This is a genomic window from Oceanobacillus sojae (genome assembly GCF_900162665.1).
Taxonomy (GTDB): domain Bacteria; phylum Bacillota; class Bacilli; order Bacillales; family Amphibacillaceae; genus Oceanobacillus; species Oceanobacillus sojae_A.
Genome location: NZ_LT727812.1, coordinates 305,874 through 328,575, shown reverse-complemented (window position 1 = coordinate 328,575; position 22,702 = coordinate 305,874). Strand labels below are relative to the sequence as shown.

Below are 22,702 nucleotides of genomic sequence, written 5' to 3'. Positions count from 1 at the left end.
AAAGAATCGAGGAGGAAAACATCGTGCGAAAAATTATTGTAGGTTCCAGAAAAAGTAATTTAGCAATTACACAAACGAAATGGGTTATTGATCAGCTGAAAAAAGCCGGCGTAGAAAATGAATTCGAGATTAAAAAAATTGTTACAAAGGGAGATCAAATCCTGGATGTTACATTATCAAAGGTTGGCGGAAAAGGTCTTTTCGTGAAAGAAATTGAAAAGGCAATGTTTGACAAAGAGATTGATTTTGCTGTCCATAGCATGAAGGATATGCCTTCTGCTCTTCCAGAGGGTTTAGAAATTTCTTCTATTCCTGTCAGAGAAGATCATCGTGACGCTTATATTGCAAAAGATAATGTGAAATTAGCAGATCTTAAAGAAGGCTCCATCGTCGGGACAAGCAGTTTACGCAGAGGCGCACAAATTCTTGCAGCCAGACCAGATCTAGAGATCAAGTGGATCCGCGGAAATGTGGAAACGCGTATTCGTAAATTAAATGAAGAGGACTATGACGCAATTATTTTGGCTGTATCCGGTTTAAAGCGTGTCGGTTTAAGTGAGAATCTGATTACAGAATACTTAGATCCGGAAATATGTGTACCTGCTGTAGGGCAGGGGGCGCTGGCAATTGAAAGCCGTGCAGATGATTTGGAATTACAAGAAATTGTCCAAAAAATTCATGATGAATATACAGCAAAGACAGTATTAGCGGAACGTACTTTCTTGCATTTATTAGAAGGCGGCTGTCAAGTACCAATTGGCGGATATGCTTATTTAGATGGTGAAGAAATTGTATTAACTGCTTTAGTAGGTACACCGGATGGAAAGACAGTCCTGAAAGAAGTTGTCCGCGGAAATGATTCTGTCCAGGTCGGTAAGCAGGCAGCAGAGTTATTAATTAAACAGGGAGCCAAAGAAATTGTGGAACGGGTTAAAGAGGAGATGGAATAATCATGGAGAAGCCGCTTCGTGGGGAGCGCATATTAATTACGAGGGAAGAGACGAAAGCTGCTGAAATGGCGAAAAAAGTCATAAAGTTAGGCGGAAGCCCTGTTATCACTCCAATGATTGAAATAAAGTTTTTGAAGAACCTTGGGGATATTTCCATACTGAAGCGGCTTTCCAGCTTTAGCTGGGTATTTATAACAAGCGCAAACGGTGTGGAGGCTTTTTTTCAATTGCTCCGTAAACAAAATATAAAACTTCCGGAAGAAGTGAAGATAGGGATTGTCGGAAAGAAAACAGAAGAGGCGTTGCATACGTATGGCTATGAAGCTTCTTTTATTCCGGCAACATTTGATGCGCTGGCGATGGCAGAGGAGTTTATTGCATTCTATACCTCAGTTAAGCCGGTGTTATTGATCCGGGGTAATTTATCCCGGCCGACACTCCCGGAAAAATTAGAGGAAGAGCAGATTGCTTATGAAACACTGGAAGTTTATGAGACAACATACTGTATGGAATCGAAACGGAAGCTGAATCAGGAGCTTCCAACAGTCAGCTATATAACATTTACGAGCCCATCAACCGTAGAAGCGTTTGTTCAATTAGCAGAGTATATTCCAAATACAGCAACGTATATTTGCATTGGCAGAACAACAGAAGAAAAGGCAAAACAACTAGGCGTTCCTGATGTGTATACGTCAACTCCATATACTACAGATGCTATGTTAGACTTAATTGCAAAGATAGTAAATGAAAGGAAGATCAATCATGAGTGAATTCACATTTGACAGACACAGACGTTTGCGTTCATCCGTTTCGATGCGTGCACTCGTTCAAGAAACACATTTAAGAGCAACAGATTTTATATATCCGATTTTTGTTATTGAAGGGGAGAACATCCGACATGAGGTGCCTTCCATGCCCGGGGTGTACCAGCTGTCTTTTGATCATTTATTGGAAGAAGTAGAGGAAGCTTATCAATTAGGAATTCGTTCATTGATTTTGTTTGGTGTAGTAGAAGAAAAGGATGAAATTGGATCAGAGGCTTTTCATGATCATGGAATTATCCAGGAAGCAACAAGAATAGTGAAGCAAGCTTATCCGGAAATGCTTGTAGTTGCGGATACCTGCTTATGTGAGTACACATCACATGGACATTGCGGTGTGATTGAAAATGGAGACGTAGCCAACGACGCTTCTCTGGAACTGTTAGCTAAAACAGCTGTTTCTCAAGCGAAAGCAGGGGCTGATATTATTGCACCTTCCAACATGATGGACGGTTTTGTGACAGTAATCCGCCATGCTCTGGATGAAGCAGGCTTTCACCATATTCCAATTATGTCCTATGCAGTGAAATACGCATCTGCTTATTATGGCCCGTTTCGTGATGCCGCAGACAGCACACCGCAGTTTGGGGACCGGAAGACATATCAGATGAACCCGGCAAACCGTCTGGAAGCAATCCGTGAAGCAAAATCGGATATCAAAGAAGGCGCCGATTTCTTAATTGTAAAACCAAGCCTGTCTTATATGGATATTATGCGTGAGGTAAGAGATAATTTTGATGTTCCTGTCGTTGCATATAATGTGAGCGGAGAATACGCCATGATTAAGGCGGCCGCTTTAAATGGCTGGATTGATGAGAAAAAACTGGTTACAGAAACATTGCTTTCTATGAAACGTGCAGGCGCGGATTTAATTATTACCTATTTTGCAAAAGATGTGGCAAAATGGTTGCAGGAAGAGAAATAAAGGAGGAAGAGCATGGAAAATACAAAATCAGTAGATGCTTATAAAGAAGCCGTCGATTTAATGCCCGGCGGAGTAAATTCTCCAGTACGCGCATTTAAATCTGTCGGATTGGATCCGATTTTTATGGAAAAAGGAAAAGGCTCAAAAATTACCGACATCGATGGTAATACGTATATTGATTATGTATTAAGCTGGGGGCCGCTAATTTTAGGACATGCGGATGAGCGTGTTACAAGCAGCTTAAAAGAAGTTGTCGAAAAAGGGACAAGCTTTGGTGCTCCTTCATTGCTGGAAAATAAGCTGGCAAAGCTCGTAATTGATCGTGTTCCTTCCATTGAAATGGTTCGAATGGTAAACTCTGGAACAGAAGCAACAATGAGCGCGATTCGTCTGGCCCGCGGTTATACCGGCAGAGACATAATTATTAAATTTGAAGGAAGCTATCATGGTCATGGAGATTCCTTGCTGATTAAAGCTGGTTCCGGTGTCGCAACACTTGGTCTTCCGGACAGTCCCGGAGTTCCTGCGAATATTGCAAAGAGCACGATTACAGTACCATATAATGATATGGATAGCTTAAAGCTGGCTTTTGAACATTATGGCGATAAAATTGCAGCAGTGATTATGGAGCCGGTCTGCGGGAATATGGGCGTTGTTCCTCCACAAGAAGGTTTCTTAAAAGGTGTACGTGAAATTACGGAAGAAAATGGCTCATTACTTATCTTTGATGAAGTAATGACAGGATTTCGTGTCGGCTATTACAGTGCACAGGGCCATTTTGATGTAACACCGGATTTAACCTGTCTTGGTAAAGTAATCGGCGGGGGTCTTCCTGTAGGTGCTTACGGCGGAAAACGTGAAATTGTTGAACAGATTGCGCCGACCGGCCCGATTTATCAGGCTGGAACATTATCCGGTAACCCGTTAGCAATGACAGCAGGCTATGAGTCTTTAACTGCTTTAACAGAAGCTTCTTATGAAGAAATTAATAAGAAAGTCGACCGGCTTGCAGAAGGCTTCCGTCTTGCTGCAGATAAATATAATATCCCGCTTCAAATTAACCGCGCAGGCTCAATGGTTGGTGTATTCTTTACTGACCAGGAAGTTGTTGATTTTGAAACGGCTCAGTCTTCTAATTTAGACTATTTTGCGCAATATTACCGTACTATGATTGAAGAAGGCGTATTCCTGCCTCCATCTCAATTTGAGGGTTTATTCTTATCTACTGCCCATTCAGACGAGGATATTGAAAAGACAATTGAAGCAATTGACACAGCCTTTGCGAAGATTGAACAGTAATGAAAATATAATTTAACTATATTTTATAAAGCTTTAATGAAAAGAGAAATTTAAATTCTATTCGAATTTGGATTTCTCTTTTTTTAATATTTACTGTGAGTCATTTCTCCTCCTTAGCATATTCTGCTGTCCCAAATCATATAATTGATAACGAATGATCCGCATCTGGACTGTTTGCGAGAGGAGGAATACATTTGTCAGTAGATTCTAATTCATTTATTTTTGAACTGGAAGAATCACTGTTTTTTGAAAAAGGACAGGAAGTAGAGGAAATCAGGGGTATTTCCATTGAACCAGAAATAACAATCGAGTCATTAGATAACTATATTTCTATTCGCGGTGCTATTGAGCTTCAAGGGGAATACCAAAAAGTAAATGTTGATGAAGAAGAGGGAGAAGTGCTTGACTTTGACCAGATTCAGGCAAAGCGTTATGTAGAGAGCATCCGGGAGGTTAACGGTCTATATCTATTTACACATAAATTCCCTGTAGATATATCTGTGCCGCCTCATCGGGTGAAAAATTTAGAGGATGTAACTGTGCAGATTGAAACCTTTGATTATGATTTACTAGGACCAGATAGCCTGAAAATAGCCGCTGTAGTTGAAATTAACGGCATTTTACAGGATGAAGTCTATCGTCCAGCTGAGGAGAATCTGGAAGAAGAGGAACAAGAGCAGGTTGGGGACACGTTTTCTTTTGAAATTGAGCATCCCGAAGAAAAGTTAACACGTAATGAGCAAACTACGTCAGAAGAACAAACAGTATCGGAAGAACAGACAGAGGATGATCCGGATAGATGGAAAATAAAATCTCAGCCTTTGTCTGAATATTTTCAGTCTCTATCGGAGGCAGAGGTTTCTGAAGAAGAAGAACAGCTGGAAGAAGAATTAGAAATGGTTGAGGATATTGTGTCGACAGAAGAAACAGAAGAAGAGTCAGGCTGGGATACAACAGACGAGTCTGAAATAATCGATTATATAGAGGATACAATTTATCAAGATACACCCAGAGATGAAGAGATAACGGAAAGCAAGGAGCCGGAGGAAAAAGAAGAACGAACAGAAAATGAATCCATATTGTCTGAAATTTTCAGGGAGGCAGATCAAAATCATTATGTGAGAATGCGGCTGTGTATTGTTCAGGAGAATGATACGATTGATACCATAGCCGAACGGTTTGCAATCAGTCCATTGCAATTAATTAAGCATAATCAGTTAGATGCAGATTATGAAGTGAATGAAGGACAGCTGCTCTATATTCCGGCAAATCAATAAATGTACCAACCTGCACAAATAACAAAAAGTTTATTTGTGTAGGGATTTTACATAATTTCAACTTTTAAAACCAGCAATAAGGTAAATGTACCAAATATAGAATAAAGCAGGTTTGTTAAAACTCGAGCGAATTCAAGTTTTTCTAAATAAGAGGTGACATAGGATGAATTTATGGAAAAAAGTGCTGGAAGCATATCATATCTACCCCGTCAGTATTGAAAAACAGACTGAACGTGTGGTGAAAGTATTTGACGGTATGCAGGAGTATGCCTTGAAGCGCAGTTTTTTAACAGAGCAGACGATTGAAAATTGGCAGCATGTCTACCACATTGCTCGTGAACAAAATGTAACAGAAATCTTACCTGTATATTTGACCAGAGATAATACATTTTTTCATAAAGAAGAGAATTTTTATTACTATTTATCGCCATGGATTGACGCTCCTGAAATAACCGATTCTACGTATCATATAGAGAGAACCTTGCAGACGCTGGCGCAAATTCATAAAAAAACAAGGCAAACCAGCCGTATTAGATCCAACCGTCTAAAAGATACCTTTCAAGGTTTTTCAAACTTTTGTAAGGAATCTCTGGATCAGCTTCATACCCGCGTCACAGATTATGAAAGCAGAAAATACATGTCTCCGTTTGAACTTCTTTATTGCACACATTATAAAGGAGTTTGTCATGCCGTAGGTTTATTGCAGGATAAACTTGAACAAATCTATGGAGAGGAAGAAACAGATATTTTATGGTCGACCAGTTTATGCCATCAGCGGGTGGATGACACGCATTCAAAGGGAGGCTATTTAATTAATTGGGAATCAGGAGGTTTTGAGCATCCTGCACGTGATTTATCACATTATTTCCGGGGACTGACAGGTTCTTATAATCAGCCCGAAAAGTCGATACAGCAGGCATTTACGGTTTACCAAAAAACAAATCATCTGACTGTGAAGGAGATGCATCTTGTTTCTGTCTATTTACTTAACCCGTCATCCTATTTAAGTGTGCTCAAAAATTATACAGACCGCCGCACAAAAAAATCAATGATTAATCAGGTAAAGGAGCTGCAGCAGCAATTTCGTCGTTTAGAATTTGGAATGAACTGGGTGGATTTTATACAAGAAACATATGAATCAAAGGAGGAACAGCCAGATTAGATCCATTGCATGTAAAAAGAAAGAGCAAGACCAATTAGTACAGCCAATATTATAATGTCAAATGCTGTGGGTATTAAAAGCGTTCGAATAATCTGAAATACTAAAATAGGTGTAATACAGGTTTCTACAATAAAAATGCATTTTCTTGCCCAAGGCGGAATACGATAACGATAAAAACGGGACATATTTATCCCCTCCTGTTTATTTCAGTACTTTAATATAATATGTTATGTATAAACCTGTGAAAAGTGTGTCAATAATATAGATACACTTTTTTATGACGAATTTTCATGTTCATATTACTGGCTTGACCGGGGAAATGCCTATTTACCGGTAAATATATGAAAATATAGTTGACGTTCCCTGGAGGAAACGATAAAATAAATGTTACTAAGAAAACATATGAATGCGTGGAAGAGAAATAGTAAAGAATAAACGCTCTTAGAGAGGGAAATCAAGTGGTGAAAATTTCCCGGGAAGGTTGTTCTTGAAGTCGTCTCTGATGCAGGATCTCTGAAAAATGGAGTAGGAGATTCCGGTTGTCAGCCGATATCCATGACCTTGAGTGTGCTTCGTAAAAGCTAGTATCGCTTTTATTTATAAGCAAACAAAGGTGGTACCACGGAAATATACCTTTTCGTCCTTTATATATCAGGATGAAAGGGTTTTTTTAGTTTTCATAAAAATGAAGGAGGTTTTTAACATGTCAGATAAACAAAATCAGCTTCCTCCGAAATACAATCCGCAAGAAGTGGAAAAAGGAAGATATCAATTTTGGTTAGATGGTAAGTTTTTTGAAGCGAAAGATGATCCCGAGAAGGAGCCTTATTCTATTGTTATTCCGCCGCCAAATGTTACAGGGCGTCTCCATTTAGGGCATGCCTGGGATACAACAATGCAGGATACCATTACACGTATGAAGCGTATGCAGGGCTATGATGTATTATGGCTCCCTGGAATGGACCATGCAGGGATCGCGACACAGGCAAAGGTAGAAGCAAAGTTAAAAGAAATGGGAACAAATCGTTACGAGCTTGGCCGCGAGAAATTTCTTGAGAAATCTTGGGAATGGAAAGAGGAATACGCAAGCTTTATCCGCTCACAGTGGGAGAAGCTTGGACTTGGCTTAGACTATTCCCGGGAACGCTTCACTCTGGACGACGGGTTATCTGAAGCTGTCCGGGAAGTGTTTGTCCGCCTTTATGAAAAAGGACTTATTTACCGCGGAGAGTACATTATTAACTGGGATCCTTCCACAAAAACAGCCCTCTCTGATATTGAGGTTATTTATGAAGAAATCCCGGGTAAGTTTTATCATATGCGCTACCCGATTAAAGACAGTGATGAAACGATTGAAATTGCAACAACCCGTCCGGAAACAATGCTTGGGGATACTGCAGTAGCTGTCCATCCGAAAGATGAGCGCTATCAGCATTTAATCGGCAAAACGGTTATCCTGCCGATTGTCGGCAGAGAAATGCAGATTGTTGCCGATGAGTATGTAGATATGGAGCTTGGATCCGGAGCGGTTAAAATTACACCAGCGCATGATCCAAATGACTTTGAAATCGGTAACCGCCATAATTTAGAGCGCGTGCTTATTATGAATGAAGATGGAACCATGAATGAGAACGCAGGAAAATATCAGGGCTTAGACCGGTTTGAATGCCGGAAGCAAATTGTTAAAGATTTGCAGGAATCAGGTGTTCTGTTTGAGATTGAAGAGCGTCCGCATCAGGTTGGGCATTCGGAGAGAAGCGGAGCAGTTGTTGAACCTTATTTATCAACGCAATGGTTTGTGAAAATGGAGCCGTTGGCAGAAGCTGCTTTAAACATGCAGGATTCTGAGGAGGAAAAAGTTCATTTTGTTCCAGAACGATTTGAAAAAACATATTTTAACTGGATGGACAATATCCGTGACTGGTGTATTTCCAGACAATTATGGTGGGGCCACCGGATTCCGGCCTGGTACCATAAAGAAACAGGAGAAATCTATGTAGGCAAAGAAGCTCCTGCAGATGTTGAAAACTGGGAACAGGATGAAGATGTATTAGATACGTGGTTCTCATCTGCACTTTGGCCATTTTCTACCATGGGCTGGCCAAATGAGGAAGCTGCTGATTTAAAACGTTATTTCCCTACCAATGTATTAGTAACAGGCTATGATATTATTTTCTTCTGGGTATCCCGGATGATTTTCCAATCAAAAGAATTCATGAATGAACGGCCGTTTCAGGATACCTTGCTGCATGGTTTAATCCGCGATGCAGAAGGAAGAAAAATGAGTAAATCCTTGGGGAATGGTGTGGACCCAATGGATGTTATTGATAAATATGGAGCAGATTCCCTGCGCTATTTCTTAATGACTGGATCAACACCTGGTCAGGATTTGCGTTTCCATTGGGAAAGAATCGAGTCTACCTGGAATTTTGCCAATAAAGTATGGAATGCCTCCCGTTTTTCTCTTATGAATATGGAAGGATTCACATATGAGGATATTGATTTAACTAGAGACTTAACTGTTGCTGACAGATGGATCTTATCCCGTTTGAATGAAACAATCGACCACGTAACAAGAAATGCCGATAAATATGAATTTGGTGAAGCGGGAAGACATCTTTATAACTTTATCTGGGATGAATTCTGTGATTGGTATATTGAAATGGCAAAACTGACGCTATATGGTGAGGATGAAGCGAAGAAAAAGACAACACGCTCTGTTCTGGCGCATGTTTTAGACCAGACGATGCGTATGCTGCATCCATTTATGCCATTTATCACGGAGGAAATCTGGCAGCAGCTCCCTCATGAAGGACCGTCTATCACCGTCAGTGAATGGCCGAAAGTAAATCCAGAATTTGATGATAAAGAAGCGGTGTCTGAAATGCAGCGTTTAGTTGCAATTATCAAATCCGTTCGTAACAGCCGGGCAGAGGTGGATACACCAATGTCTAAACAAATCGATATGCTTATCTCTGCAGAAAGTAATGCGCTCGTTCACGAGTTAGAGAAGAACCGGGAATATTTAGAGCGTTTCTGTAATCCGAGCTCCCTGCAAATTGCAGAGGGTATTGAAGCTCCAGACAAAGCGATGACCTCTATAGTAACTGGAGCAGAAATCTTTCTTCCTTTAGAAGGTTTAATCGATTTTGATAAGGAAATTGCACGATTGGAAAATGAACTTGCAAAATGGAATAAAGAAGTAGAAAGAGTGCAAAAGAAGCTGTCTAATCAAGGATTTATAAGTAAAGCGCCAGAAGCATTAGTAGAAGAAGAAAAGCAGAAAGAAAAAGATTATCTGGATAAACAGGCGAAAGTAAAAGCCCGTTTGGCAGAGCTGAAGCAGTAATCAAAAAAAGCTATGTGGAAAATTTCCGCATAGCTTTTTTCTGTTTTAATGCATTTTTTCTTTTATAAAACGAATATATTCTTCTAAAATATTGGTATCACTCAGCATACTCAAAGTGCGGGAGCCAACCGCATCTTCAATTTCATTAAATATGAGTTCTCCATCCTCTGTAAACATAAAGTCAATACCGGCAAGTCCAAAATCATAAGCATCTATAATCTTTTGAATGGTTCTTATTTCGGTTTTATTTAATCTGTACAGGGAAGCTGTTCCACCAAGAGAATAATTCGCCCGAAAATCATTTGCATTAGACCGTAAAACAGCAGCGATAATCTTTTTGCCGATAACAAATACCCGTAAGTCCTTACCAAGCTGAATATTTTTCGGTGATTGTAATAAATAATCCTCCATACCGCTTTTTCGATATTCTTCCCATTCCTGCTGGTTATAAATCATCGTAACCTGATTACCGCCTTTGCCGTTAGCCGTTTTGGCAACAAAAGGGAAATTTAGTGGCAGAGAGGAAGGGATAAGTTTTCCAGGAAAAAAATAGCTTTCCGGCACCGGTATATCCAGCTGCTGTATAGCCAGATAACCATGAGCCTTATGATTAAATGTTTCCGAAATAACCGCATTATTAAATACTGTTATTCCCATCTGTTCCAGCTGTTTATTAAGAAGCGGGTCCATTGTCCTGACAACAGCAAAATCAGCATGGATTTCTTTTCCTTTTACATGGATGATTTGTTTATCTCTTTGAATACCAATAGAAATATCTTCCCGTAATAGCAATGTTAGTGTAATGGACTGCTTTTTGGCTTCATCAATAAACCAGTCAATATAACTTTTATTTCGTGTGGAATCAGCTTCTGTATAGATTAACCAGCCATTCATTGGAAAAGCTCCTTTTTTATATATGCTATCATATGGTCAGCAGCGTTGACTCCTGTACATTCATACAGGTTTCGGATATGTGCGTTAGCATTTATTTCACAAATCAGCCATTCATTATTTGGTCCAAATAATAAATCCACCCCTGCAAAATCCGCTCCAATTGCTTTTACAGCTTCAACGGCAAGCTCCTCTATTTCATCATTAATGGTAAATGGAAGCATCTTTCCTCCATTCGTCACATTTGCCCGGAAATCCTGACTGTTTTGGCGTTCCACAGCTGTAATTGCCTGGTCACCAATAACTTGAACGCGAATATCCCGGCCTCTGCTTTCCTTAATATAGGTCTGAAATAAAAATGGACGTTGTCCAATCTGAGTGACGACACTGGTTAGTTCATCTTTATTATGGACTAAATGAACCTGTTCTCCAAAGGAGCCGAATGCTTCTTTCACAATCATTGGAAAACCGAGATAATCGATTACTTTCTGTATGTAACAGGAAGAAAGGCTTTCTGCATGATACGTTTTAGGAGCAATGATGCTCTTAGGAATAGGAAGCTGATGCTTCTCGAGCATTTGATAAGTATAAATTTTATCATCACTGATTTCAATTGCTTTTGACGAATTAAATACACGCACCCCCAGCTGTTCCAGCTGTTTTGCTAAGTAAATATCCTTATCAATAAAAAATGCAAAGTCAGGCAGTTTACCATTATTTGATATAGATGACACAGCGCTTTTTTTCGGGCATAATAAAGTTATTAAATCATCATTTTTTAAGCAGGTTGTATTCATTCCTTGCTTTGCAGCAGCTTCTTTAATCATATTTGCATAGTCCAGAAATTTATCTGTTGCAATACTTCCATTAATAATAATCCAGCCAAAATAATTCAAAATAGAACATCCTTTCTGTGATTAGTATACGATGAATAGATGAAGGGGGAAAGAAAGATGCACGCAGACATTATTAATTTTTTTGAAAAACGGCAGCAGCTTGGTATACAGCCTGGCCTGGATCGTATAGAGGCATTGTTAGAAGCTTTAGATCATCCGGAGAAGAAGTTTGCATCTATTCATGTTGCAGGAACAAATGGAAAAGGTTCTACAGGTACCTTTTTGCAAGCCGCATTAAGAGCAAATCGTTATCGTACAGGGACATTTACCTCACCAAGTTTACATGGTCTGACCGGTTTTATTCTCATCAATGGAGAGCCGGTATCCGAGGAAACTTTTACTGCATTATTTCAAGAAGTAAAACCGGTGATTCAGCAAATGGATAAGGATGGCAGAGCGCCCAGCCACTTCGAAATTATTACTGCCATGGCATTTTTATATTTTTCCAGAAAGGCGGATATAGCCATTATAGAGGCCGGTATGGGCGGAAGAGAAGATACAACAAATGTTATTAACCCTATTTTATCCATTATTACGACAGTTTCCAGAGATCATACTGCATTTTTAGGTGATACACTGGAGGAAATAGCAGCGCATAAAGCAGGGATTATTAAACCGTTTACCCCTATTATAACAGGAGTGGAGGGGGAAGGTCTTATCCCGATTATCAATGAAGCAAATAAAAAGAGAGCAGTATTATATCGGTTTGGGATGGACTTCACTATTAAGGAGTTGCAGATTGATGAGTTTGAATGGAAAAACCTTGCCTCCAAGTATCGTGTAAAGCTTCGGACGATTGGTATACATCAGCATCACAATGCCTCTGTAGCAATCCAGGCTTTAAAGGTATTAAAGAATAGATTTGGCCACCTGGATATGCGTATTTCGATTGATGCTATGCAGAAGGTAACAATACCGGGAAGAATGGAAAAAATTCATGATAATCCCTTTATCCTGGTCGATGGCGCACATAATGAAGCAGGAGTGAAGGCTTTTATTAAAACAGTGAGAGCAATTTATCCAAGAAGAAAAGTGCTGGTTTTATTTGCTGCATTTAAGGATAAGGATGTAGCAGAAATGCAAAGGCTGCTGGCAGATGTTTTTCCGAATTTGTATATAACTTCTTTTGAACATCCCAGGGCACTTCCATTACCAGATTACCCGCTGCAAAATAAAGGGGAGAGGGTAGAAGATTGGCAGACATGGATCACAGATCAAATAAATACATCAGCAGCACCGGTTTTGGTAACAGGATCATTTCATTTTATCGATTTAATCCGTTCTTTTGTTAAATCTTTGGAGGAATAAGATTCAATAACAGAAAACGATAAGAACATAAAAGAATATTGTAGAACGATTATAAAAACGGATGTCATAATTCGCCTTACTTTTTACAAGAGCTATGCTAGAGTAAAAACCAGTACTAGCATTGGGGGGCCGGATTGATGACAAAACAAAAACCACATACGATAGATGATACGAAAGGTACTTGGACATATAAAGTTAAAAAATCCTCCACAGAAGCTGCAGCAGATACGGAATCTGCGGCAGCTGTTGAAAAAGGACAAGATGAACCTGATTTCACTACACTGCCAGCAGTCAACAGCATGAAAAAAGGCAAGTCCTTAAGAAAAATAAATATAGTATGGAAAGCTATCCTCGTAAGCGGAATAAGCGCCATTGTTGTCGGTACAGTTATAGGTTTTATTCTTTTTCGGATGTTTGTACAGGTTGATGCACCAGCCAGTGCCGGAAATCCATCGCAGGGAACAGCACCGGTTGCTCAGCCAGAAAAAGAGGAAGCGGATTCAGGTATAGTTACACGTTCACTAGATTCATTAGAGTCGTATATTATTCAGGCGGGCATATTTTCAGAAAAAGAAAATGCTGATTCACTAATAGCGAATTTAACGAGCTTAGGCATATCAACTGTATTTTTTGAAAAAGACGGCCAATATTATTTGATGGCAGGAGTTGGCCCGACGGAAGATGCAGTGAAGTCTCTTGCTGCCTCGCTTTCTAATAATCAGGCAGAGCTTTATGTGAAGGAATGGGGTACAGAAGCGAGAGAAATAGAAATGACAGAAGCAGAGGATGGCTGGTTAACGGAGTTTCAAGGCTTTTTTACTGAACAGCTGCAGCAGGTGGATTTAAATCAGCCAATTGCAGATGAGGAGATAACTGCGTTGGTGAATCAGGCTCCTGAGGGAGCGGAAGAGATAGCTGAATTAGTAACCAGTTTAACAGAGATGATGGGGGAGCCTTCCTCTTATCAATTATTAAACTGGATGAAGGTATATAACGAATTATAGTGCAGGTATTGTAAAAACCCCATGGAAAGCCCAGTTTTTAGACAACAGCTTTCTATGGGGATTTTTATGTAAAATTCTTTTTTGCTTGGCTGAAAGACCAGTAAAGAATCCATTTCTCATTAGAAAAAATCAATTATAGCCTGCTGATATTCTATAGAAATGAATAATTACCAAGTTGTTGAAAGGGGGCGGGGCCGCTATGATATAGATAAAAGAAAGGTGGGATTATCATGGGAAAACCAATTTTTATTCGGGATTTACCAACGGAAGACAGGCCAAGAGAACGTTTGTTAAAGCATGGTGCCAATAAGCTGAGCAATCAGGAAATATTATCTATACTGATTGGCAGCGGCTCTAAAAATGATCCTGTGCAAATGCTTGCAGACCGTATTCTTATGCACTTTGAAGGTATTAAATTATTAAGAGATGCTACGGTAGAAGAATTAACAGCTATTAAGGGAATAGGTGTTGCGAAAAGTTTAAACATATTGGCAGCAATTGAACTCGGAAAAAGAATCAGCAGTTATAAGTCTCTGGATACCTATATGATCCGTTCTCCGGAAGATGGAGCGAATTATGTTATGGAAGAGATGCGCAATTTAGCACAGGAACATTTTGTAGCTCTTTTTTTAAATACAAAAAATCAAATCATTCATCGTCAAACCCTCTTTATCGGCTCTTTAAATGCTTCAATAGTACATCCTCGTGAACTGTTCCGGGAAGCGGTCAGACGTTCCGCCGCTTCTGTTTTAGTCTGTCATAATCATCCTTCTGGTGATCCGACACCATCACAGGAGGATATCCTTGTTACGAAGCGTCTTGTCGAATCTGGAAAAATAATTGGAATAGAAGTTATTGATCATCTTGTTATCGGGAATGAGCGTTTTGTGTCGTTAAAACAAAAAGGATACTTATAAATACTATCTATTTTAGGATTTTTTTCGTATAATTGTATATGGAATTAATTTTCAGCGCCATTTTTCAAAAAATGTAAAAGTGGCGCTTCTTAAAATTGTATAAACAAAGCTTGATTTATGATAAAGTTCAGTCTACAATACGTGCTGATATAAAATGAAAAGCTGAAAATATAATTGTTAATGAAAGAATGGGGGAGGACGAATTTTATGGGGATATTTAATATTTCTCAGGATTTAGGAATTGATTTAGGAACAGCAAATACATTAGTCTATGTAAAAGGCAAAGGTGTTATTGTCCGCGAGCCATCTGTTGTGGCAAAAAATTTGGAGACAGGGGCAGTCGAGGCTGTCGGAAGTGATGCAAGAATGATGATTGGACGTACACCTGGAAATATCTCCGTTATCCGCCCGATGAAGGATGGGGTAATTGCAGATTACGATACAACTTCCATTATGATGAGCTACTATATGAAAAAAGCAATGAAGAAACGTTCTCTCTTTGCAAGAAAACCCAATGTAATGGTCTGTGTCCCGTCCGGGATTACTATGGTTGAGGAAAGAGCAGTTATTGATGCAACCAAACAGGCAGGTGCAAAAGAAGCTTATCCGATAGCAGAGCCTTTTGCTGCAGCAATTGGAGCAGGATTACCTGTTTGGGAACCGACAGGCAGTATGATTGTTGATATTGGCGGAGGAACCACTGAAATTGCTGTTATTTCTTTAGGAGGTATTGTAACCAGCAATTCGATCCGGATTGCTGGAGATGACATGGATGAGGCGATTATCTCTTACATAAGAAAAAATTATAGCCTAATGATTGGAGAAAGATCGGCTGAATCGATTAAAATGGATATAGCAGCAGCTAAACAAGGCATTGTTGGAGAAGAAATGGATTTAAGAGGGCGCGATTTATTGACGGGATTGCCAAAAACAATTACAGTTACATCTGAAGAAATTTCCGGAGCTTTAGATGACAATATTGATGCAATTGTTAATGCTGTTAAAGCAACATTAGAAAAAACGCCGCCGGAATTATCCGCTGACATTATGGATCGGGGTATTGTCTTATCAGGCGGCGGCGCTCTTTTAAAAAATCTTGACAAGGTAATTAGTGAGGAAACAAAAATTCCAGTATTTGTTACAGATGAACCGTTGGAAAGCGTAGCAATTGGAACGGGCAAATCACTTGATTATATCGATCAATTCCGTTCTGCTCCAAGTGTGTCTTCACGCGCGTTAAATTAATAAGTAGGTGTTTGTATGAATTTTTTTCGAAGTAAGAAATTATTTGTGATCCTCATTGGATTTATTGTACTAGTGGTGTTAATAGGATATTCATTAAACAGTCGGGGGCATTTAAACTTTGCCGAGAAGATTGTCAGTGATGCAGTAGGCTGGGTGCAGAACATTGCGCAGGCTCCAGTTACGTTTGTTACTGATATTGCATCAAACGTTAGTGACTTTAAGACAACGTACGAAGAAAATCAGGTGTTGAGAGAACAATTATCTCAACAAAAAAGCATGGTATATGATTTGCAGAAGCTGGAAGATGAGAATGAAGAGTTACGCTCTATTATTGATATGACGGAAACAGCACGGGATTATGAACCAATCTATGCGACCGTAATCGCCCGTTCGCCGGAACAATGGGTGGATCAGGTAACCATTAACCGTGGAGAAAGCGACGGAGTTCAGGAAAATATGGTTGTCAGAACAGCCGAAGGAATGATTGGAAAAGTTCTTCGTACTTCAAAAGATACATCCACCGTGCAATTATTGACTGGATTTGATGAATTTAACCGTGTTTCTGCTACGGTATTACGGGATGATGACAGTGATATTTTTGGAATGATTGAAGGGTTTGATGAAGAAACAGAGATGCTCTTATTCCGTATTATTGAAGAGTCTGATTCCGATATCGAAGAAGGAGATACCGTATATTCCTCCGAGCTGGGCGGAGAATTTCCGGCAGGGATTACCATTGGTGAAGTCAAAGAGGTTGTTGCTGATCAATATGGATTAACAAGAATTGCAATGGTGGAGCCGGCTGCAGATTTATTTGATATCCGGAATGTGATTGTGGTGAATCGTTCGATTGACCAGCCGGAAGATGAAGACGAAGAAGGGGATGACGAGTCTTGACCAGACGTGTAATATTCCCTTTGATACTTTTCGCAGTAATGGTACTCTCCGGAGTCGCTTTAGAGCTTTTACCTCATCAGCTGTTAATGGGTACATATATGATTGTGCCCCACTGGCTGTTTGTCATATTAATTTATATTGCTATTTTCTACGACCGTAATGATACTTATTATGCTGTTTTATATGCGCTTATTTTTGGATTGCTTTTTGATATCGTTTATACAGGTGTTTTGGGCGTCTATATGTTCTCTTACGCACTTGTAATTTATATTGTCCGTGGTTTGAAGAAAATGCTGCAGGGAAATTTTTATGTACTGCTGATGCTGTCAGCTTTTGGAATAGCTATAGCTGATATTAGTATTTACGCCATTTTCACCGTTATTGGATTTACAGATATGCCGATTGAAGTGTATTTATTGAACCGGTTAATACCTACAATTCTTATGAATCTATTATTCCTGGTATTAATTTATCCGTTTATTATAAAACCAATGCGGAAATGGGGTACAGAATTAACATAATCTGACCGTTTGAAATAAACCGGAAAAACCGAATTATTTATTAAAGAGCAGCAGACTCTGCTCAGTCGGCATCCTTCATTAGATGTGGCTGTAGAAAAAAGAGGTGAATGTATCGTGCAAGAAACGAAACCAACCATCACAATTAAAGGTACTAGAGATGGTTTGATTTTATTTATTGATGAAAATTCTTCCTTTGAGGAGATTTTACAAGACCTGATAAAAAAACTGGACGCCAGCACCCCGCAAAAAGAAGAGCCTGTTGTTTCGGTTAAAGTAAAACTCGGTCATCGTTATTTAACGGAAGAGCAGCGTCATCAATTAAAAGAAATTATTGAAGAAAAAAACCGTTTTCAAATTGAAGCGATGGAATCAGATGTTATACCAATTAAAGATGCAAAAACATGGCTCGATGAAAGTCAATTAAAAGTAGTTAATCAGATTGTCAGATCCGGACAAGTACTGGAAACAAAAGGAGATTTACTGTTAATTGGTGATGTGAACCCCGGCGGCAGAGTAAGAGCCAGCGGGAATATCTATATTATGGGGAATTTATTAGGAATTGCGCACGCCGGTATAGATGGAGATCAAGAGGCTTTTATAGCTGCTTCCTATATGAAGCCGGCGCAGCTTCGAATTGCAGAATATATTAGCCGGGCACCTGATTATGAAGCTGATGGCGTATACATGGAATGCGGAATCATTGATCCAGATCAGAACAAGATTGTGATCGATTCGATTAAAACACTTTCTAAACAGAGAAAGGTGATTAGCGCATTTGAGAGGAGAATGAATAATGGGTGAAGCGATTGTAATTACATCCGGGAAGGGTGGGGTTGGTAAAACAACTACATCTGCAAATATTGGTACATCTTTAGCTTTAATGGATAAAAAAGTATGTTTAATTGATACAGATATCGGCCTGCGAAATTTAGATGTAATTATGGGACTTGAAAATCGGATTATTTATGATATTGTCGATGTTATTCAGGGACGCTGCAAGCTGCAGCAGGCTCTAATCAAAGATAAACGTTTTGATTACCTTTCATTGCTTCCTGCTGCACAAACAAGTGATAAATCTGCTGTTACGACAGAAGGCATGAAAGAAATTGTTTCAGAACTGAAGCAAGAGTATGATTATATTATTATAGATTGCCCTGCCGGTATTGAACAAGGCTTTCAAAATGCAATTGCCGGTGCTGACAGAGCCATTGTTGTAACGACGCCTGAAAATTCAAGTGTACGGGATGCCGATCGTATCATAGGACTTATCGAAAAAGAGAATATGGTAGAGCCTCCGAGACTAATTATTAACCGAATTCGCAATCATATGATGAAAAACGGCGATATGCTGGATATAGATGATATCGTTCAATTGTTGGCAATTGATTTAATAGGCATTGTTGCTGACGATGAAGAAATGATTAAAGCTTCCAATAAAGGAGAACCAATTTCTCTCTCTCCAAATTTCAAATCTTCGATCAGCTATCGCAATATAGCCAGAAGAATCTTGGGAGAAACAGTTCCCTTGCAGTCACTGGAGGAAGAAAAAGGATTTATGCAGAAAATAAAGGCATTTTTTAAAATATAATAATGAATCAAGAAAACATCCGACAGATCACAAAATCCGTCGGATGTTTATTTTTTAGTAACCGGTAAATACTTCCCCAATTGTCTTTCGATAGGGTCTTTCATTAAAATAATAATCTAAACACTCATTATCCTCCACAGAAATCCGCTCTCTGTCAGGATATTCAATATAGATGGTATGCTTCTTTTCACGATGAAAACGGGTTAATACATCTAAAAAACTGTCCTGAGGAGATGCGTAAATTGGTTTAATGGCACGTACAAAATTTCCTCCTTCGTATCTCTTTAAAAGAAAACGGATAAAAACATAAAAGCGATATTTCCATTCTTTCCAATTTTCCTGTATTAAGAAGAGCCAGATAAGAAAGCTGCTTAACGTAAATGGGAAAAAAAGTAGCTGTCCTAAAACGATTATTACGCATATCGCTAAAGAACCGATAATCGTTGCATAATATGCTTTTTTAAAGGTTAAGAAAGTAGTTAAGGCTAAGAAAACCAGCTTACCGCCGTCCAATGGCCAAATTGGCAGCAGATTAAACAGGAGAATAATTGTATTATAATAAAGCATTAATTCAAAGTAATAATCTGGAATTACTCCAAAGGAAGAACCGCCATACAAAAAGCCATAAATTAAAATCTGTACAAATGGTCCTGCAAGGATAACGATCGCCTCCTCGCGGACAGGACGGGTCCCGTGTTCATCTGTTTTCATTACTCCGCCAAAAGCCCAGAGAACAATAGATGAAATTCGCCATTTAAAGGAAGAAGCAGCAATGTAGTGCCCCAATTCATGGAGAAAAACAATACTGAAAATAATAGCCAGTTCTGTGAAAGAGCCTGTCAAAAAAGAAACGAGAATAAATATCCACAAGATAGGGTGGAAATGAATGAGTTGTATAGAAGTTTTAAGGCTGTTGATCAACCAGAATCACCTGCTCAGGATCAATATATTGGTTTTCTTGCTCTATTGCGAAAAAAACAGATTGATTGCCGCTTTCTTTTCCTAACGTTCCAAGAACTTGACCATTAGAGATATGCTGATATAAATGAACATCGATCGAATCTAAAAAACCATATTGTGTCGTAGAGCCGTCTGCATGCTGAACCTTTACTGTTTTATCTGTAGAACGATCATTGCCGGCAAATACCACAATACCTTCTCCAACTGCAGCCACGTTTTCTTCTCCGTCTGCATCAATATAGACACCTTGGCCATTTTCGTGGAAGTGTTCTGAAATGGTTCCATTCACCGGAAGATATGTTGGATCTGTAACAACTTCTTCTGCAACTGTGCCCGGTCTGAAGGATAAGGGAGTCCCAAATGCCTCAGAATACCAGGCATTCACCTTAGCAAAAGGGAATTGATTGGTTAAATTGGAAGTTATCCATTCTTTGGGCTGCTCCATAAAAGGTTTGTCTACTTCTGTTACAAGGGCTGTTCCCAGAAAAAGCGAAACGGACAATAGAGCTTTCACTGCAATACTGGCAATACGGGAATTATTTTCAGGAATTGCTGAATTTGTATGGCTGGAAGATATAGAAGGATAAAAACCGTGAGATTCTTCTATATCGGGTAATGCGTTACTTTGTAAATAATCCTCTTGATTACCTTGTTTTGCTCTATTTAACCCTTTTACTTTTTGACGCATTTCAATTGATTTACGAATTTTTTTTAAGTTTTTATCCATCCATCTCACAATCCTTTTTTAAAGATAATAATATCAGAAACAAATTCCTTCTTAGATTGGTACAAGTATATATATGATAAACAAGCTGTTTATATGAGTAAATGTATGAAATATAAAAGCTTCCATACTATATTATAGTTAAGCATTTTCAGCTAAGATTATTAAAAAAGGTTGACAATGGAACCTGTAAAATGATAAGATTTATCTGTTATTCTAAGTAGCACCCGTGCTACAACCGCGCAGAACAGGTCTTAAAACTGCAGGATGCAGTACCTGAATGGCGAGTCTGAGTTAAATGAGGAGGTGCATATAAATGTACGCAATTATTGAAACTGGTGGTAAACAAGTTAAAGTAACTGAAGGACAAGAAATCTATGTAGAGAAGGTTGCTGGTGAAGTAAACGACACAGTAACTTTTGAAAAAGTCCTATTCGTCGGAGGAGACGATGTGAAGGTTGGTGCTCCATACGTTGAGGGCGCAACTGTAACAGCTAAGGTTGAAAAGCATGGCCGTCAAAAGAAAATTGATGTTGTGAAGTTCAAGCCTAAAAAGAACTATCATCGTAAACAAGGTCATCGTCAGCCATACACAAAACTTGTAGTTGACAAAATCAGCTTATAAGGGTTCTGTTATTCATAATGATTCAAATAACTGTTTTTCAATCAGATAATCAGGTTACAGCATTTGAGCTTACTGGACATGCAGAGAGCGGTCCTTACGGATATGATCTTGTATGTGCAGGTGTTTCAGCTGTGACATTTGGCGCTGTGAATGCAATTATGAAGCTATGTGAGACAGACCTCAATATCGATCAGGGAGCTGACGGCGGCTATCTTTCTGTCCGGCTTCCAAAGAACATAAGCTCCGAAAAACTTGAAAAGATACAATGGTTAGTACAGGGGATGATTGTCTCTTTAGAAACTATTGAAGAAAGTTATGGGGAGCATGTTCGACTGAATTTCTCATAAGGAGGTGCATTTTTATGTTACGTCTTGATTTACAATTTTTCGCATCTAAAAAAGGTGTAGGTAGCTCTAAAAACGGTCGTGATTCACAATCAAAACGACTTGGTTCCAAACGTGCTGATGGACAATTTGTAACTGGCGGTTCTATCCTTTATCGTCAACGCGGTACAAAAATTTATCCAGGTGAGAACGTTGGCCGCGGCGGGGATGACACGCTTTTCGCTAAAATCGATGGTGTTGTAAAGTTCGAACGCTTCGGTAGAGATCGTAAAAAGGTCAGTGTTTATCCTGTAGCCAAAGAAGCATAATGCTAGGTTAACAGTATAGTTAAGGAACAAGGCAGGCTGTCGAGATAATCTCTCGGCAGCCTGCTTTCATTTTCCGGATATTGTCGAATGCTTCCGTTTTACTGCTTTTGATTTGCTGTGTTTTCTGCTATACTCAATTTTAATGAGGTGAAGGAATGGACGAAAAGGAGACAGTTCGTTTAATACAAAAATACAGACATGATTTAATGAACCGATTACAAATTGTTTCCGGTTATTTAACTATGGGGAAAGCGGATAAGGCAAAAATGAATTTGGATAATGTTTTGGAATACTATGAAGAGGAACGGAAACTGATGCGGTTAAATGCTGATAAGCTTATGATATGGATTTTACAGTTTCAAGAGACATATCCTGCCTTTGCATTAACGTATCATGTAGATTTACTCGAATCTTCTACAAAAAAGATAGATGAGCAGGAGCTTCTATCGTCCTGTAAAAAACTATTAGCTTTCTTATCAGAAGCTGCACAAGATTTACTTGTATACGATCTTGCTCTTCATATTGAAGAGCAAAAAACACAATGGGTAATCAGGATGATTATAAAAGATATTATCCTTGAGAAAATAAGTATTGAAAATATAGAACAGCAATATGGTATTTCTGTAACACAGGAGAACGAAAAAATGAATTTTGAATGGAATTTAGCAAAAGAAGAAAGAGGTGATTAGCA

At 39.0% G+C, this 22,702-nt stretch carries 23 protein-coding genes and 2 other annotated features; of the genes, 19 read left to right on the top strand and 4 right to left on the bottom strand.

What is annotated here, in order from left to right; translation table 11 throughout:
- Nucleotides 1-23 precede the first annotated feature (23 nt).
- The 7 genes from hemC (at nucleotide 24) to BN1068_RS12460 (ending at nucleotide 9,783) form a co-directional block, all read left to right on the top strand.
- Nucleotides 24-950, top strand: a complete 927-nt coding sequence (gene hemC, locus BN1068_RS12495; RefSeq protein WP_077603186.1) for a hydroxymethylbilane synthase — start codon at nucleotides 24-26, stop codon at nucleotides 948-950.
- 2 nt (nucleotides 951-952) lie between these two features.
- Nucleotides 953-1,720 carry a uroporphyrinogen-III synthase gene (locus BN1068_RS12490; protein WP_077603185.1) on the top strand — a complete coding sequence of 256 codons (768 nt, stop codon included), beginning with the start codon at nucleotides 953-955 and terminating at the stop codon, nucleotides 1,718-1,720.
- Nucleotides 1,713-2,696: a porphobilinogen synthase gene (gene hemB / locus BN1068_RS12485; RefSeq protein ID WP_077603184.1), complete on the top strand. Its 984-nt coding sequence runs from the start codon at nucleotides 1,713-1,715 to the stop codon at nucleotides 2,694-2,696. Before BN1068_RS12490 ends, hemB begins: the two co-directional genes overlap by 8 nt.
- 12 nt (nucleotides 2,697-2,708) lie before the next feature.
- Entirely contained in the window at nucleotides 2,709-3,995 is a 1,287-nt protein-coding gene (hemL, locus tag BN1068_RS12480) for a glutamate-1-semialdehyde 2,1-aminomutase (protein ID WP_077603183.1), read from the top strand.
- A 194-nt stretch (nucleotides 3,996-4,189) separates the two neighbouring features.
- Nucleotides 4,190-5,272 (top strand): stage VI sporulation protein D, encoded by a 1,083-nt coding sequence (gene spoVID, locus BN1068_RS12475; RefSeq protein ID WP_077603182.1) that lies wholly within the window; start codon nucleotides 4,190-4,192, stop codon nucleotides 5,270-5,272.
- Between the two features lie 163 nt (nucleotides 5,273-5,435).
- Nucleotides 5,436-6,434 carry a spore coat protein YsxE gene (gene ysxE, locus BN1068_RS12470; protein ID WP_077603181.1) on the top strand — a complete coding sequence of 333 codons (999 nt, stop codon included), beginning with the start codon at nucleotides 5,436-5,438 and terminating at the stop codon, nucleotides 6,432-6,434.
- Between the two features lie 402 nt (nucleotides 6,435-6,836).
- Nucleotides 6,837-7,082: a binding site (T-box leader), on the top strand.
- A 55-nt stretch (nucleotides 7,083-7,137) separates the two neighbouring features.
- Complete coding sequence (locus BN1068_RS12460; protein WP_077603179.1) at nucleotides 7,138-9,783, top strand: valine--tRNA ligase; 2,646 nt, start codon at nucleotides 7,138-7,140, stop codon at nucleotides 9,781-9,783.
- 45 nt (nucleotides 9,784-9,828) lie between these two features.
- Here BN1068_RS12460 and BN1068_RS12455 read toward each other — a convergent pair whose 3' ends face one another.
- Both BN1068_RS12455 and BN1068_RS12450 read right to left on the bottom strand, forming a co-directional pair.
- A complete protein-coding gene (locus tag BN1068_RS12455) occupies nucleotides 9,829-10,677 on the bottom strand; it encodes an ATP-grasp domain-containing protein (protein ID WP_077603178.1) in 849 nt (282 codons plus the stop codon).
- Entirely contained in the window at nucleotides 10,674-11,570 is an 897-nt protein-coding gene (locus BN1068_RS12450; RefSeq protein WP_139344828.1) for an ATP-grasp domain-containing protein, read from the bottom strand. The genes BN1068_RS12455 and BN1068_RS12450 overlap by 4 nt, the downstream gene beginning before the upstream one ends.
- 57 nt (nucleotides 11,571-11,627) lie before the next feature.
- Between BN1068_RS12450 and BN1068_RS12445 the strand changes: the two genes are divergently transcribed.
- From BN1068_RS12445 to minD, 8 genes are all read left to right on the top strand, one after another.
- Complete coding sequence (locus tag BN1068_RS12445; RefSeq protein ID WP_175637142.1) at nucleotides 11,628-12,878, top strand: bifunctional folylpolyglutamate synthase/dihydrofolate synthase; 1,251 nt, start codon at nucleotides 11,628-11,630, stop codon at nucleotides 12,876-12,878.
- A 137-nt stretch (nucleotides 12,879-13,015) separates the two neighbouring features.
- A complete protein-coding gene (locus tag BN1068_RS12440) occupies nucleotides 13,016-13,882 on the top strand; it encodes an SPOR domain-containing protein (RefSeq protein ID WP_077603176.1) in 867 nt (288 codons plus the stop codon).
- Between the two features lie 230 nt (nucleotides 13,883-14,112).
- Entirely contained in the window at nucleotides 14,113-14,799 is a 687-nt protein-coding gene (radC, locus tag BN1068_RS12435; protein ID WP_077603175.1) for a RadC family protein, read from the top strand.
- Nucleotides 14,800-15,006: 207 nt separating this feature from the next.
- Nucleotides 15,007-16,044 carry a rod shape-determining protein gene (locus tag BN1068_RS12430; protein WP_077603174.1) on the top strand — a complete coding sequence of 346 codons (1,038 nt, stop codon included), beginning with the start codon at nucleotides 15,007-15,009 and terminating at the stop codon, nucleotides 16,042-16,044.
- A 15-nt stretch (nucleotides 16,045-16,059) separates the two neighbouring features.
- Nucleotides 16,060-16,941 carry a rod shape-determining protein MreC gene (gene mreC / locus BN1068_RS12425; RefSeq protein WP_077603173.1) on the top strand — a complete coding sequence of 294 codons (882 nt, stop codon included), beginning with the start codon at nucleotides 16,060-16,062 and terminating at the stop codon, nucleotides 16,939-16,941.
- On the top strand, nucleotides 16,938-17,462 hold the full coding sequence (gene mreD, locus BN1068_RS12420; protein WP_077603172.1) for a rod shape-determining protein MreD: 525 nt from the start codon (nucleotides 16,938-16,940) through the stop codon (nucleotides 17,460-17,462). The genes mreC and mreD overlap by 4 nt, the downstream gene beginning before the upstream one ends.
- A 114-nt stretch (nucleotides 17,463-17,576) precedes the next feature.
- Nucleotides 17,577-18,263 (top strand): septum site-determining protein MinC, encoded by a 687-nt coding sequence (gene minC, locus BN1068_RS12415; protein ID WP_077603171.1) that lies wholly within the window; start codon nucleotides 17,577-17,579, stop codon nucleotides 18,261-18,263.
- Nucleotides 18,256-19,050 (top strand): septum site-determining protein MinD, encoded by a 795-nt coding sequence (gene minD, locus BN1068_RS12410; RefSeq protein WP_077603170.1) that lies wholly within the window; start codon nucleotides 18,256-18,258, stop codon nucleotides 19,048-19,050. The genes minC and minD overlap by 8 nt, the downstream gene beginning before the upstream one ends.
- A 54-nt stretch (nucleotides 19,051-19,104) precedes the next feature.
- Here minD and BN1068_RS12405 read toward each other — a convergent pair whose 3' ends face one another.
- Nucleotides 19,105-19,971 (bottom strand): M50 family metallopeptidase, encoded by an 867-nt coding sequence (locus tag BN1068_RS12405; RefSeq protein ID WP_368483283.1) that lies wholly within the window; start codon nucleotides 19,969-19,971, stop codon nucleotides 19,105-19,107.
- On the bottom strand, nucleotides 19,955-20,737 hold the full coding sequence (locus tag BN1068_RS12400) for a M23 family metallopeptidase (protein WP_077603169.1): 783 nt from the start codon (nucleotides 20,735-20,737) through the stop codon (nucleotides 19,955-19,957). The genes BN1068_RS12405 and BN1068_RS12400 overlap by 17 nt, the downstream gene beginning before the upstream one ends.
- A 223-nt stretch (nucleotides 20,738-20,960) precedes the next feature.
- Nucleotides 20,961-21,035: a sequence feature (ribosomal protein L21 leader region), on the top strand.
- 15 nt (nucleotides 21,036-21,050) lie between these two features.
- On the opposite strand from BN1068_RS12400, the gene rplU reads away from it, so the two are divergent.
- The 4 genes from rplU to BN1068_RS12380 all read left to right on the top strand — a co-directional run bounded on the left by rplU (nucleotide 21,051) and on the right by BN1068_RS12380 (nucleotide 22,700).
- On the top strand, nucleotides 21,051-21,359 hold the full coding sequence (rplU, locus tag BN1068_RS12395; RefSeq protein ID WP_077603168.1) for a 50S ribosomal protein L21: 309 nt from the start codon (nucleotides 21,051-21,053) through the stop codon (nucleotides 21,357-21,359).
- A gap of 17 nt (nucleotides 21,360-21,376) precedes the next feature.
- Complete coding sequence (locus BN1068_RS12390) at nucleotides 21,377-21,706, top strand: ribosomal-processing cysteine protease Prp (protein ID WP_077603167.1); 330 nt, start codon at nucleotides 21,377-21,379, stop codon at nucleotides 21,704-21,706.
- 14 nt (nucleotides 21,707-21,720) lie between these two features.
- On the top strand, nucleotides 21,721-22,011 hold the full coding sequence (rpmA, locus tag BN1068_RS12385) for a 50S ribosomal protein L27 (RefSeq protein WP_077603166.1): 291 nt from the start codon (nucleotides 21,721-21,723) through the stop codon (nucleotides 22,009-22,011).
- A gap of 155 nt (nucleotides 22,012-22,166) precedes the next feature.
- Nucleotides 22,167-22,700 (top strand): Spo0B domain-containing protein, encoded by a 534-nt coding sequence (locus BN1068_RS12380; RefSeq protein ID WP_077603165.1) that lies wholly within the window; start codon nucleotides 22,167-22,169, stop codon nucleotides 22,698-22,700.
- The last annotated feature ends 2 nt before the right edge of the window (nucleotides 22,701-22,702 follow it).